Source organism: Paenibacillus sp. J31R109 (genome assembly GCF_059692055.1).
Genome location: NZ_JCAUAR010000027.1, coordinates 54151 through 66564, shown reverse-complemented (window position 1 = coordinate 66564; position 12414 = coordinate 54151). Strand labels below are relative to the sequence as shown.

Here is a 12414-nt window from a genome sequence, read left to right as displayed (position 1 = left end):
AGAACAAGGTCGAATAGCACAATTGGTTACATATCTCCCGCTCAATTTGAGCAGCTATACTACCAGCAGGTGGCTTAACTTAGTGACGTCCACTTTCTTGACAGAAGAGCATTTTGGGCGTTATTGGGGCCGGATGCGCACGAACTCCCGCGTGGACAAGACTTTAACGCCCTTTTGGGCCGCTAAAGTCAGTCGCCGGGCATCCGCGCGGGCTTTTAACGCCCTTTTTGGGCGTTATTGGGGCCGGATGCGCACGAACTCCCGCGTGGACAAGACTTTAAGGCCCTTCTGGGCCGCTAAAGTCATTCGCGGGCATCCGCGCGGGCTTTTAACGCCCTTTTTGGGCGTTATTGGGGCCGGATGCGCACGAACTCCCGCGTGGACAAGACTTTAAGGCCCTTCTGGGCCGCTAAAGTCGGTCGCCGGGCATCCGCGCGGGCTTTTAACGCCCTTTTTGGGCGTTACGCGGGCCGAACGCGCACGAACTCCCGCGTGGACAAGACTTTAAGGCCCTTCTGGGCCGCTAAAGTCAGTCGCCGGGCGTCCGCGCGGGCTTTTAACGCCCTTTTTGGGCGTTACGCGGGCCGAACGCGCACGAACTCCCGCGTGGACAAGACTTTAAGGCCCTTTTGGGCCGCTAAAGTCAGTCGCGGGCATCCGCGCGGGCTTTTAACGCCCTTTTTGCCAGGCTTTCCGCCTTCGCAAGCCTCACGCCTCTATCCTACCCCTCCCGCTTCAACGTCGGGTCGGCATCCGTACCCAAGAACGCGCGTGCCAAGTCGGTTACACTTTGGCCCGTGAGCGTCTGGGTGATTTCTGGCACCTGCGCAATCATTTTGGCGATATCACCGGTGATCCGATTCACGCCGGACGTAGATCCGTCCTGCGAAATCACGGTGATCTTATCCACATTGCTCAGCGGTGCCGCAATTTTCTCCGCCAGCTCTGGCAGGATGCGCAAGATCTCCACCGTCACCGCCGCCTGTGTGTACTGCTTGTAGGCCTCGGCTTTCTTCTCCAGCGCCTCGGCTTCTGCAAGCCCCGCTAGGCGCACGACCTCCGCGTTCGCTTTCCCTTTGGCAAGCTCCGCTTCTGCCGTAGCCTCACCGCGCTTTCTTGTCGACTCCGCTTCCGCTTCGGCCTCAAGAATCTGCCGCTGTTTGCTTACCTCAGCGCGCATAATGGCCGCCAGCTTCTCCGCCTCGGCTGGCTTAATGACTGAAGCCTCGAGCTCCTTCTGCTTCAGCTCGACCTCGATTTGGCGAACCGTTTTGTTCGCCTCTGCTTCCATTTGACGGATACGTACCTGCTCCGTCACGAGCTGCTGCTGAATTTGCTTTTGCTTCAATTCATAAGCCAAATCCGCTTCCGCTTGACGACTCGTCGTCTCCTGCTTGAACTCCGCTTCCTTCATGCTGAGCTCTTTGCGATATTGAGCTTCCTTCGCCGATGCGGCGCTCTCTGCTTCAATTCTCAGTTGGTGCGCTTCCGCCTTGCGAATGGCCGACTCCTTCTCCGTATCCGCTTGCCGAATTAGAATATCCCGCTCAACTTCTGCTTTGGCAATGCTAGCGCTTTTACGAATCCGTTCCACTTCAGGTACACCCAAGTTCTCAATGTAGCCCTGATCGTCAGCTACACGCTTCAGCACGAAGGAGATGAGGTTGAGCCCCATTTTATCCAAATCCTCCGAACACGTTTCCCGCATCTTACTGTTAAGCTCATCCGGGTTTTTCAGAATCGATTCTACCGTTAATTGTCCGACTAACCCCCGTAAATGTCCTTCAACAGAGTGCAGAATCATCGCTTCCCGCTCCGCCATGGAATGATCGAGGAACTGCTCGGAAGCTGTTGCGATCGCAATCGGATCACTTTGGATTTTAATTTGAGCGACAGCTTCGATTTTGAGACGAATACCTTGCAGGGAGAACATCGGCTGATCTGGCTTCACATCAAAACTAGTAAGCATCATCGAGATTGTTTTATAGCTCTGAAAACCCGGGATGACAAACGTCCCCCCGCCTTGCACAACTCTTTTGCCACCCAAACCAAACACAATCATCGCCTCATTCGGCGGCACTTTCTTATACGCTTTAACAATTGAAGCCAGTAAGATGAAAACAACAACTACAATGGCAACTACCATGATAAGCACTGAATACATCATTTCCGCTCTACCTCCCTGTCATTCCTCACTAGTGGTTGAAGCAAGCGCGAGCTATTCGAATTCACTAAATTCCGTCACCGTAGCCACACCTTTGCTCATGTTCAAAATAACAACCTTCGTCCCTTTCGCTAGAGACTCGCCATTCTCGGAACGAACACTGATGGAACGCGTGGTTCCTTGGAGTACATACACCATTTCACCTATGCCTTTTCCGATAATCGGAACTGACAGCTTGCCTAACTGACCGCTCAGCTCAAAATCGCTCTCCCTCATACTGTCATCGTGCTTATAAATGACCTTTGCGTACAAAAGAAAGAAAAGCCACGCCATTACTAGCCCAGCAGCAATAGCAAGGAGAAGGATGAGTAAACCGCTCGTCATACCAACCTTGTTAAGGATGTATCCCATGCCGCCGAACACCGTCACACCTGCGAGCAAGGAGGACATATTGAACCAGGACGGGCCGCTATGCCCGTGTCCATGTGTACCTCCCGCATCGCCGTGCACCTCGAAGCTGTCTACACCGAAGACTGTGATGAGCAACGTAAGTACGAGACCTACAAAAAAACAAACAATAAACAACGTCATCATCGGCTTTACCTCCCACATAAATTTAGACGAATCTGGGAATAAAAGGTTTCGATTTGATCGATAACTTATAAACACAGCGCATCCTTCTCGTTTTACTTGCGTATAATCATTCGATGACTTATCGTTAATTCTATTAAACAGAAGGAGTAGATTATCCCATGCATTCAAAAAAATGGACTTGGTTAATTTCGGCAGCGCTGGTAATCATGATGTTGACACTTACAGGTTGTCAATCCATACAAGGCTTGGAACTGGCGAAAGCTGTTCAAAATGGCGCAAACGCAAAATCCTCGGAGTCAAAAGGGACGCTGCAGCTTGAACTCGTTCCTGGCGATACGTCTAAGCTTTCCGCAGAGGAAAAAGCGGCACTTGCAGCCTTGCAAAATGTGAAGGTTGAGCTTGCCGTAAAAACACAGGACAGTCAGCATGTATCCGCTGAAGGATCCATTGTTTATAGTAAGGGTTCGATCCCTTTTACCCTGGCAACAGAAGGAACGAAAATCAATTTAACAATTGAAGGCTCAAAAAAACCGATTGTTATTGATCTTTTGGGCGGCGCAAATATTTCTTTCTTGTCCATCTTACCTAAAGCCCTTCAAGAACAATTCGGCAATAAATTGCTTGAGATTAAACCCGGACTTATTGGACTTCTTCTAGGAAATGCCCCAGATCCAGCTAAACTTGAGATCACTTCTGTTACAGATAAAGTCAATGGCGAATCACTTTCATTGCAAAAAGCCCACGTAGAGCTTAATGGCACTGAATTGGCTTCCCTTCTGCAAAAGCTGTTAACTAACGTTCTTGCCGACGAAGCTGGCCTAAAAGAAGTCCTTAGCCAGTTGTACGATGCTCTTTACCCTGTCATTCAAGAGCAGATTAAGGCGGGTGATTCCACTATTGCCCTTCAACTTTTAACAAACAAAGAGGTTACACTTGGTTTCGTGTACTCCCCGATCCATGATTTCCTTGCGGGGCTGGCCGATGCCATCGATCCAACAAAGGATATGTTTGATGCTAAGGCATCCCTTCAAGCAGACTTCTATATCGACGCAGATAAACAGATTCGTAAGCAAAACATCGCGATTAACATGCCAGTGAAAGAATCAACAAACGGCGCTTCCGCCATTAAGCTTTCTTATGTAGGTGAAACTTGGAATTTAAATAAACCAGTTACGGCGAAGACGATCAACACGACAGATGCTCTTGTACTTAAACCAGATGCTACAGCCATTTTCAAAGTACTTGCTAACTTAGAGAAACAATCTACGTTGTACAAGATGCTTAAAGAGGATTTGAAAGTAACGAAGAAAGACATTAATATGGCTACTGATGGATCGGAAGCTACAGGAGAGGCACCTCAACCATTTATTAATGCAAATGGCACGACAATGGTACCGGTTCGCTTCGTTTCCGAACAGCTCGGTGCTGAGGTTGGCTGGAACGGCGATCTGCGTCAAGTGACGATTACAGATTACCTAACTGGAAAAGTACTTCTTTTAACGTTGGATAGCAAAAACGCAACAGTAAACGGCGCATCCGCTCCTGAACTAGAAAGCGCTGCTACACTTTCCAACAACTCAACTTATGTGCCAATTCGCTTCATTGCGGAGCAGCTCGGCTGTGTCGTTTCCTTCAATGATGCAACACGTGTTGTAACCATTCACCGCGACTAATTCGAAATTAGAAGCGTATAGGCGATCACCCTTTTCGAACGGCTGAATAGTCTAGTAGTGAACCTAGGCAAAAAGCCTGCTGCAGGACGCAGTCGTACGAGAAGGAGTGAACGTTTATGTATACGAATCCAATGCAACCACACGGACCACAAGGTCATCAAGGTCATCAAGGGCACCAAGGACCTCATGTCGTGTACCAAGCTGATCCAAATTGGCAGAACATGATGAAACACAAAAGAGACGCGATCATGCATGCGCTACATCCACACATAGGCCGCAAGATCCGTGTAACTACGATCGATGGGCATACCCATGAAGGTGTCCTCATTAACGCAGATGGTCATCATGTGTATATTAATATGGACCCTCAACATGGTCACCATCAAGGACATCACAGACCGATCTACACGCCAGCCCAATATAACCAAATTATAACGCTCGTGCTCTTTGAACTTTTGGTTATTCTTCTGCTAGCCTAAAACGAAAAGCTCGCTCCTCAAAGCCTTCATTGGCCAAGTGGAGCGAGCTTTTTTCCTATAAGGAAAGCGGCATCACGGTTAACATAGCTTGTTTATTTTTGAATGAAACGCTGGTAGGAAGCTTGGCATTCCATATAGAGACGCTCCTCATCAGCTCCCGTCAGGATGCCATGCTCCACCACAATTCGACCATTCACAATCGTGTAATCCACAGCGCGCTTGAGTCCCACCGTCCCTAGCCATGACTTGGCATCCGTATGCGTGCCTACTGCGTCCAGCTGATCTACACGGACCATAAACAAATCCGCTGCTTTGCCAACCTCCAGACAACCAATATCCGATCTGCCCAAAATCTCTGCTCCGCCTCTTGTCGCTACTTTTAATAAATCGTAGCCTGTGGGCGCCTTAGCGCTGGATTGAAGCCTGTGCAGCAAATAAGACACCCGAAGCTCCTCCAGTAAATTAGAGCCATCATTTGAAGCACTGCCATCGACAGCTAGGCCAACAGGAATCCCCATCTCTAGCATCTCGGGAATTCTAGCAATCCCGGAAGAAAGCTTCATATTCGAAATGGGACAATGCGCGATGCCCGTCCTCGTCTGCGCGAGCAACTTCATCTCGGCATCATTAAAATGAATCCCATGCGCGTACCACACATCGGAGCCTAACCAGCCTAAGCTCTCCATATAGGCAAGCGGCCTCATGCCGAAGCGTTCGAGCGTGTACGCTTCCTCATTTTTCGTTTCTGCAAGATGTGTATGCAGTCGTACGCCTTTCGCTCTAGCCAGCTTAGCGGATTCTAGCAGGATATCGGCAGATACACTGAATGGCGAGCAAGGCGCAAGCACCACCTGCCGCATCGAGCCTGCATTGGCATCGTGATAGCGGTCGATGAGCCGCTCACTGTCCGCAAGGATTGTGCGGATGTCCTGCACAACACTCATCGGCGGCAACCCGCCATGATCCTTGCCGAGCGTCATCGACCCGCGTGATGCTACGAAGCGTATACCTAACTGATCAGCCGCTTCGAACTGCCTGTCGATGAAGTGATCGCTGTCTTGCTCAGGAAATACATAGTGATGATCAAATACGGTTGTACAGCCGTTCTTCATGAGATCAGCAATACCTGTCAATGAACTATGATATACAGCGTCCGGCGTAAGTCCTTTCCAAATCTCATACAAGTAGCGGAGCCAGTCGAACAACTCCAGCTTCTGCACGTGTGGTAAGTTGCGCGTGAATGTTTGATACAAGTGATGATGGACATTAATGAGGCCGGGATATACGAACATGTGGGAGGCATCAATAATTCGCGTGGAGGCGTCCTTGGGCGAGAGCCCCTTCCCCAGAGCTACAATCTGATTACCCTCAATCAGCAGATCCGTCTGCTCCAACACACGGTCTTCCGTATCTACCGTTACTATTGCTTTTGCATTTTGAATCAAGATGGAACCCATACTCTTCAGCCTCCTACAATAGAAATATGCATGAACACAAAAAATCCTAAACACAAACACAATATACGAATATACTGTGTTCGTAGTTAGGATTTAGGTTCCCAGTAGAGCCCCCGAACCGAATTATCGAGGTTATACGAACTATGAAATTGTTGCCAAGCATTTGTTAAATTTAGGAATAGTATAGAGCACTTGCGCAGAAACCGTCAAGAGGAACCATCGTCTGAAAATAACTTTGCTGTTTTTTCAGAAAAGTGGAATAAGCTTCCTTCATAATGGATATATTATCAAAGCTGCGTTAATGATTAACAAGCTCTCTGGAACACAATGAATTCCTGGAATGAGAAGCGCAGGCACAAATTATCTTTGGAGGTTTATGAACACATGGAAACAGGCACGGTAAAGTGGTTTAACGCAGAAAAAGGATTTGGTTTTATCGAAATGGAAGGCGGTAATGACGTATTCGTTCATTTTAGCGCCATTACTGGGGAAGGTTTCAAAAGCTTGGATGAAGGCCAACGAGTTCAATTTGAAGTTGTTCAAGGTAACCGCGGACCGCAAGCTGAAAATGTAGTCAAGCTGTAGTCCTTCATCACATATTGCTTCAACTGCTTGCGCGTCAAAGTCTATTATGACAAGGAGGAGTTCGATTGTACTTTTCAAAAAAATCATTGGAACCAGTACCGGAAGAACAAACCAGCATCTGGACCTGTAGCACTGAGCAGTGCTCTTGCTGGATGAGAGATAACTTTTCATTCGCCGATAGTCCCGCATGTCCGATTTGCAATTCATCCATGGTCAAGGATTTAAAGATGCTCCCCACCTTATCGAACACAAGCAGCAGGCGATGAACCCGTAATAAAGCCCCGCGTCTCCTTCATTAGGAGACCGGGGCTTTTATCATAGCTGCACGACGTACAGCGAGTCCATCTTATAAAAAGGGTGGCTGAAATCCACTGCTTGGGTACATCACCAAGTTTTCCTCTTCTTCCTCTTTCAAGGTAGGAGTGGCTAACACGAGGATTTTCCCCCATTCCAGTTCCGTTAGGAGCCTTGCTGCCTCTCCTTCTGGCACACCGAGCGCCATAATCTTCGCCCTGAGCTCCTCGCCGCGTGATCGGAATAGATTGGCAATTGACGTGAACAATCCTTCCTCGGCCATCGAGATCTGTTCTGCACCCGTATACTCCGCGACGTAATCTGTACCTTCAGCACTGTGTGTCAGAACATAAATATGATCCTTTTTAAACCCTTCGTCATGCAATTGTTGTACTTTGTTCTGTGTATCCTCAAGACTCGATGTCACACTTACTCTGGTATAAGTACTCATGGTATTTCCTCCTCGTCAATGGGGTTTTATTTGGGTGAAGCAGTGTTACCTCAAGTTGGCTTGCACCTTTTAGATGCCTCGACGTCTACCGAAAATTAAGGAAACAACGAACATAATGAGGAAGACGAAGAATAAAATTTTAGCGATACCGACTGCCGTTGAGACAATCCCAAAAAATCCGAAAACACCTGCTACTAAAGCAATAATTAGAAATACCATAGCCCAACCTAACATATCCAACACCTCTCTCTTCCTCTTCAATAGGGTTCATCTTGCTATGTTATCTATTACCCAGACTCTTTAGGAATGAAACATCTCGTTTCACTGTGCACTCACTTGCTAGCCTCCTTAAAAGGAAGGAGCCCCTTCTCAATCCCTTCCAACCGCTTCTCTAAACGTTGCAGCAGCTCTTTGAGCTCCATATTCTCTTGTTCTGCATGGTAATTAATTGCAAAGTCTAGAATAGCTTCCTGCTTGTCTCTGGCCGCTTGGCGGTTCTGACTCATCAGAATGACAGGCGCTTGGAAGGCTGAAATACACGAAAGAATGAGGTTGAGCAGAATAAACGGCGGCTTATCATAGGCGAACCTAGTTACATTTATGATCAACCATCCGATTAAAAACACACTAATGATAAAAATGAACGACCAGCTTCCACCAAAGGACGCAATGTGATCCGCGAAACGATCTAACCGAGATGATTTCTTCTCCTGCTGCTCAATGAGGTGAGATTTAATGCTAACTTGGTAGGCATTCACCATCCCAGTAATTCGCTCTAATTGATCATTATCTAGTTTAAAAACAGGATCGTTGTCCAGTTCCTGAAATAGCTGCTCGGACGTACACGCCTCTAAGGATGAATTCTCCGTTACTTCTTGCTTCGTCATGTTCTCCCTACTTTCTTTTAAAAGATGCACGCTCGTAAGTATGTACCCTTCTCTCTTACCGGGTGAAACATCCTCACAAAGCAAAAAGGAGCTAAGCGATTATTATCGCATAGCTCCGAAAACACTTATCCTCTATTCACGCTTACAGTAAATACGCTCTTGAGGCATGAAGTCATCATACTCCACCCCTTTGGGGACGGAAATGATTGATTCCTTCTTACCAAGGCATAAGTATCCATGTGAGACCAAACTGCCATGAAACAAGCTGTGCACCTGTTGCTGCAACGTATGGTCGAAGTAAATCATAACATTGCGGCATAGAATGGCATGAAATTCATTAAATGAACCATCTGTGACCAGGTTATGCTGGGCAAAAATGAGATTCTCTTTAATCAGCGGCTGAAAGTACGCATATTGATGATCCGTCTTATAGTATTCGGAGAACGCTTTGGTGCCTCCGGCTTCCAAGTAATTCTTCGTATACATCTGCATTTGCTTCAGAGGAAATGCCCCCCGCTGTGCTGACACAATGGCATTCTCGTTCATGTCTGTCGCGTAAATCTTGGTCTTCTCAGCTAATCCCTCTTCCTGCATGAGGATAGCCATCGCATAGACCTCTTCGCCTGTCGCACAACCTGCATGCCAGATTCGAATCTCCGGATAGTCACGAAGCATAGGCACAACCTGATTACGAAAAGCGAGGAAGAAGCTGGGGTCTCTAAACATTTCGGTCACTCGAATGGACATATCCCCTAAGAGCTTATCCACGAACCCAGGTTCATGGAGCACTTTCTCTAGGAGAGCTGTAATGGACGGCAGCTTTTCCAGCTTCATCCGATTTAGGATTCGTCTACGCAAGGAGGAACGTACGTAATGACGGAAATCAAAACCATACATTTGAAACAAACCTTCTAAGAGAAGGTTAATCTCGATATTTTGCAATTCGTCATAAGGCAGCTCGTCCAACTCAGCGTACGCATCTGTGGAAGATGGACGTATCAATGCTTCTTCACCTGCTTCGTTAACCACACCCGCATGAGCGAGAATAGCTGCTCCATATTGATTGGTTTGGTAATGTAATCAGACGCGCCTGCTTCCAAGCATTTTTCTTTCTCACTCTTCATGGCTTTGGCCGTAAGCGCTATGATCGGCAGATCGTGCAGCTCAAGCTGCCCGCGGATCGCTTTCATCGCGTCGTAACCGCCCATGACCGGCATCATAATATCCATGAGCACCAGGTCATAATCACGTTTTTGCGAAAGCATATCCAAGGCGTCCTTCCCATTATGTGCAACTTCAACGATAACACCCTTGGTCTCGAGCACGGACACCAGTGCGAATACATTACGGGCATCATCATCGACAAGTAATACATGTTTACCTTCAAAAAGGTGGGAATCCGTACTGACCGGCAGCGCAAACCGCGAATCCGTTTCTAGAAGCGTCATTCGTTCAGGGGTAGCTTCCAGCCTCTGCCACTCTCCACCAGCTAGCTCAATAGCAGCTGCAATTTCACCTTTAGTTGAGCCCTCTAGGGCTGCATCCTCCGCACTCTTTTCCTTCGCATTCGGAATATAGAGAGTAAAGGTGCTGCCTACGTGCATCTCACTTTTCACGACAATGGTGCCTCCAAGCAATCGCGTAAATTCACGACATATAGATAAGCCGAGCCCCGTACCGCCATACTGACGATTCGTCGTACCATCAACTTGCTGGAACGCTTCAAAGATCATTTGCTGCTTATCGATTGGAATGCCAATGCCCGTATCTTTCACTGAAAAAGCCAAGAGCGTCTCTTCCGGTTGTAGATGAAGAAGTTCTTTGACACGCAGCGATTCAGCAAGCGCAATTTTCAAGCTGACTGTCCCTTTTTCCGTAAATTTAAAAGCATTTGACAATAAGTTTTTCAAAATTTGCTGCAAGCGCTGACCATCCGTCAACATCACGTCCGGCACATCTGACTCTAGCTCTACTTCGAACTCCAGACCTTTTTGGGCAGCAACCGGAGCGAACATCATAGTCATGGCTTGCGGAATTTCAGTTACATTGACTTCATCCGTCATAATTTCTATTTTGCCCGCTTCTACCTTGGATAAATCCAAAATATCATCAATCAATGCCAGGAGATCTTTCCCCGCCCCATAAACGACATTCGAATAATCAACAACCTCCGACATCTCCATGTCGCCATTACTCTCTGCCAGCATCTGCGATAAAATCATAATACTATTCAGTGGCGTACGCAGCTCATGGGACATATTCGCCAAGAAGTCCGACTTGTACTTCGAGCTTGTTTCCAGCTTCATGGAGTAGTCCTCTAGCTCGTCCTTCGCTTTTTTGAGCTCGAGCGCTTTCTGCTCTGCAAAGTGGTTCTGTTCCTCCAGGAACTCGTTCGTCATTCGCAGCTGTTCTTGCTGCATCTGGAGTTCCTCAGATTGCGTCTGAAGCTCTTCGGATTGCGCTTGGAGCTCTTCGGTCAGAATTTGCGATTCGGAAAGCAGACGCTCTACTTCCATTCGGCTGCGAACACTCGTGATCGCGGTTCCGAACTTATCTTGCAAGGAATCTAGCAGTGTCAGATGTTTGGATTGGAAGTGATCGAGAGAAGCAAGCTCAATAACTGCCTCTGTTCTTCCCTCAACAAGAATAGGGGCCACAAGCAAACTGCGAGGTCTGGAACTGCCTAAGCCGGATGTGAGCTTCACATGATCCTCTGGTAAATTATCTACTAGAAAAATCCGCTGGTCTAACGCACACTGACCTACAAGTCCTTCACCGGAGCGGAAGCTGATCGATGACATCTCCTGACCCATGGACGCGTAACCTGCTATTTTCACATAAGAAGGCTTGCCATCCGTATGCTGTCTCAGGTATACGACGCCATAACATGCGCCAAGCATAGGGGCCAGTTTAGAAATGACCATCTCACATAGCACCTTACTATCACTAATCCCTTGATATAAGGTGGATATATCGGTAATTCCCTTCTGAATCCAACTTTCTTTCTCTAATTCAGCTAACAAGTCATTGGTCGCCTCAGCCAGATGGCGAATCTCGTCATTAGAAGTAATATCAATTCTAGATGAGAGGTTGCCATCGGCAGAAGAAATCTCACGAATCTTTTGACTAACCTGCCCGATGGTTCTTGTTATCGAATTAGAAAGCACCAAAGCCACAACAATAGAAATGAAAGAGATAAGGCCCAAAAGCGAAAAAAGAACAATCCGCAGGTTACTTGTGCTCCCCTTTAACTGTTCAACACGCGTAGAAGTTAACTTTTTCTCCGTTGTTAAAAAGGAATCAAACTGCAACCGCAATTCATCCATGATTTTCTTGCCTGAGTTTAACTTAAAGAAATTATTAAGCGCTGAGGTATCATTGTTCTTCTTCAAAAGGACAGCTGGTTCACTAGCTGTTTTCACGTAATTCTGAATGGTCGTTTCTAAGGTTTTCAGACTTTGCAGTTGAGCCGGGTTATCATTGACTAGTACACTCAACTTCGTATAATTATCCATCCAAGTTCGACTGCCAGAATCATACGGTTCTAGATACTGCACATCTCCTGTAATAACGAATCCCCGCATCCCTGTTTCCATATCCAAAATATTTTTTTGTAAGGAACCTAGTAGATCATGCACTTCAATATCATGAACGGAGACAAAGTCGACCTCTTTCTGAAGATCAGACATACGGTTACTTACGACTAAGAGCGCAATCCCGAGGCATAAAATAATAGATAAATAGCCAATTAATATTTTGGCTTTAATCGTCACATGAATAGACTTAAACATAAGGATGTGCCTCCAAGTACAGAGATTTGCAGCATATTA

At 47.1% G+C, this 12414-nt stretch carries 12 protein-coding genes and 1 riboswitch; of the genes, 4 read left to right on the top strand and 8 right to left on the bottom strand.

The window, feature by feature from the left end; translation table 11 throughout:
• Positions 1-721: 721 nt before the first annotated feature.
• Together AC58QT_RS33390 and AC58QT_RS33385 are read right to left on the bottom strand one after the other, a co-directional pair.
• The gene (locus AC58QT_RS33390; RefSeq protein ID WP_497412749.1) at positions 722-2167 is read right to left on the bottom strand and encodes a flotillin family protein; all 1446 of its coding nucleotides are present in this window, start codon (positions 2165-2167) and stop codon (positions 722-724) included.
• A 51-nt stretch (positions 2168-2218) separates the two neighbouring features.
• Positions 2219-2758 carry an NfeD family membrane protein gene (locus AC58QT_RS33385; RefSeq protein ID WP_310501753.1) on the bottom strand — a complete coding sequence of 180 codons (540 nt, stop codon included), beginning with the start codon at positions 2756-2758 and terminating at the stop codon, positions 2219-2221.
• 158 nt (positions 2759-2916) lie between these two features.
• On the opposite strand from AC58QT_RS33385, the gene AC58QT_RS33380 reads away from it, so the two are divergent.
• Together AC58QT_RS33380 and AC58QT_RS33375 are read left to right on the top strand one after the other, a co-directional pair.
• On the top strand, positions 2917-4431 hold the full coding sequence (locus AC58QT_RS33380; RefSeq protein ID WP_497412748.1) for a copper amine oxidase N-terminal domain-containing protein: 1515 nt from the start codon (positions 2917-2919) through the stop codon (positions 4429-4431).
• A 116-nt stretch (positions 4432-4547) separates the two neighbouring features.
• Positions 4548-4910 carry a hypothetical protein gene (locus tag AC58QT_RS33375; RefSeq protein WP_497412747.1) on the top strand — a complete coding sequence of 121 codons (363 nt, stop codon included), beginning with the start codon at positions 4548-4550 and terminating at the stop codon, positions 4908-4910.
• 92 nt (positions 4911-5002) lie between these two features.
• Here the strand turns inward: AC58QT_RS33375 and AC58QT_RS33370 are convergent, their stop codons facing one another.
• A complete protein-coding gene (locus AC58QT_RS33370; protein ID WP_497412746.1) occupies positions 5003-6367 on the bottom strand; it encodes an 8-oxoguanine deaminase in 1365 nt (454 codons plus the stop codon).
• A gap of 63 nt (positions 6368-6430) precedes the next feature.
• Positions 6431-6527, bottom strand: a riboswitch (purine riboswitch).
• 224 nt (positions 6528-6751) lie between these two features.
• Between AC58QT_RS33370 and AC58QT_RS33365 the strand changes: the two genes are divergently transcribed.
• Positions 6752-6952, top strand: a complete 201-nt coding sequence (locus AC58QT_RS33365; protein WP_028555458.1) for a cold-shock protein — start codon at positions 6752-6754, stop codon at positions 6950-6952.
• Positions 6953-7017: 65 nt separating this feature from the next.
• The gene (locus tag AC58QT_RS33360) at positions 7018-7218 is read left to right on the top strand and encodes a cold-shock protein (RefSeq protein ID WP_082562262.1); all 201 of its coding nucleotides are present in this window, start codon (positions 7018-7020) and stop codon (positions 7216-7218) included.
• A gap of 80 nt (positions 7219-7298) precedes the next feature.
• Here AC58QT_RS33360 and AC58QT_RS33355 read toward each other — a convergent pair whose 3' ends face one another.
• The 5 genes from AC58QT_RS33355 to AC58QT_RS33335 all read right to left on the bottom strand — a co-directional run bounded on the left by AC58QT_RS33355 (position 7299) and on the right by AC58QT_RS33335 (position 12375).
• On the bottom strand, positions 7299-7697 hold the full coding sequence (locus AC58QT_RS33355; protein ID WP_310501749.1) for a YflT domain-containing protein: 399 nt from the start codon (positions 7695-7697) through the stop codon (positions 7299-7301).
• A 69-nt stretch (positions 7698-7766) separates the two neighbouring features.
• Positions 7767-7931: a DUF1328 domain-containing protein gene (locus tag AC58QT_RS33350; protein WP_497287735.1), complete on the bottom strand. Its 165-nt coding sequence runs from the start codon at positions 7929-7931 to the stop codon at positions 7767-7769.
• Between the two features lie 98 nt (positions 7932-8029).
• Positions 8030-8584: a DUF1003 domain-containing protein gene (locus AC58QT_RS33345; RefSeq protein WP_497412745.1), complete on the bottom strand. Its 555-nt coding sequence runs from the start codon at positions 8582-8584 to the stop codon at positions 8030-8032.
• Between the two features lie 132 nt (positions 8585-8716).
• Positions 8717-9586, bottom strand: coding sequence for a CheR family methyltransferase (locus AC58QT_RS33340; protein WP_497412744.1), 870 nt, complete (start codon positions 9584-9586; stop codon positions 8717-8719).
• Positions 9583-12375: a CHASE3 domain-containing protein gene (locus tag AC58QT_RS33335; RefSeq protein ID WP_497412743.1), complete on the bottom strand. Its 2793-nt coding sequence runs from the start codon at positions 12373-12375 to the stop codon at positions 9583-9585. Before AC58QT_RS33335 ends, AC58QT_RS33340 begins: the two co-directional genes overlap by 4 nt.
• Positions 12376-12414 lie beyond the last annotated feature (39 nt).

Bases quoted from the DNA above. Each gene is read 5' to 3' on its own strand.
- AC58QT_RS33390 (WP_497412749.1), bottom strand. From the start codon at position 2,167: ATGATGTATTCAGTGCTTATCATGGTAGTTGCCATTGTAGTTGTTGTT.
- AC58QT_RS33385 (WP_310501753.1), bottom strand. From the start codon at position 2,758: ATGATGACGTTGTTTATTGTTTGTTTTTTTGTAGGTCTCGTACTTACG.
- AC58QT_RS33380 (WP_497412748.1), top strand. From the start codon at position 2,917: ATGCATTCAAAAAAATGGACTTGGTTAATTTCGGCAGCGCTGGTAATC.
- AC58QT_RS33375 (WP_497412747.1), top strand. From the start codon at position 4,548: ATGTATACGAATCCAATGCAACCACACGGACCACAAGGTCATCAAGGT.
- AC58QT_RS33370 (WP_497412746.1), bottom strand. From the start codon at position 6,367: ATGGGTTCCATCTTGATTCAAAATGCAAAAGCAATAGTAACGGTAGAT.
- AC58QT_RS33365 (WP_028555458.1), top strand. From the start codon at position 6,752: ATGGAAACAGGCACGGTAAAGTGGTTTAACGCAGAAAAAGGATTTGGT.
- AC58QT_RS33355 (WP_310501749.1), bottom strand. From the start codon at position 7,697: ATGAGTACTTATACCAGAGTAAGTGTGACATCGAGTCTTGAGGATACA.
- AC58QT_RS33350 (WP_497287735.1), bottom strand. From the start codon at position 7,931: ATGTTAGGTTGGGCTATGGTATTTCTAATTATTGCTTTAGTAGCAGGT.
- AC58QT_RS33345 (WP_497412745.1), bottom strand. From the start codon at position 8,584: ATGACGAAGCAAGAAGTAACGGAGAATTCATCCTTAGAGGCGTGTACG.
- AC58QT_RS33335 (WP_497412743.1), bottom strand. From the start codon at position 12,375: ATGTTTAAGTCTATTCATGTGACGATTAAAGCCAAAATATTAATTGGC.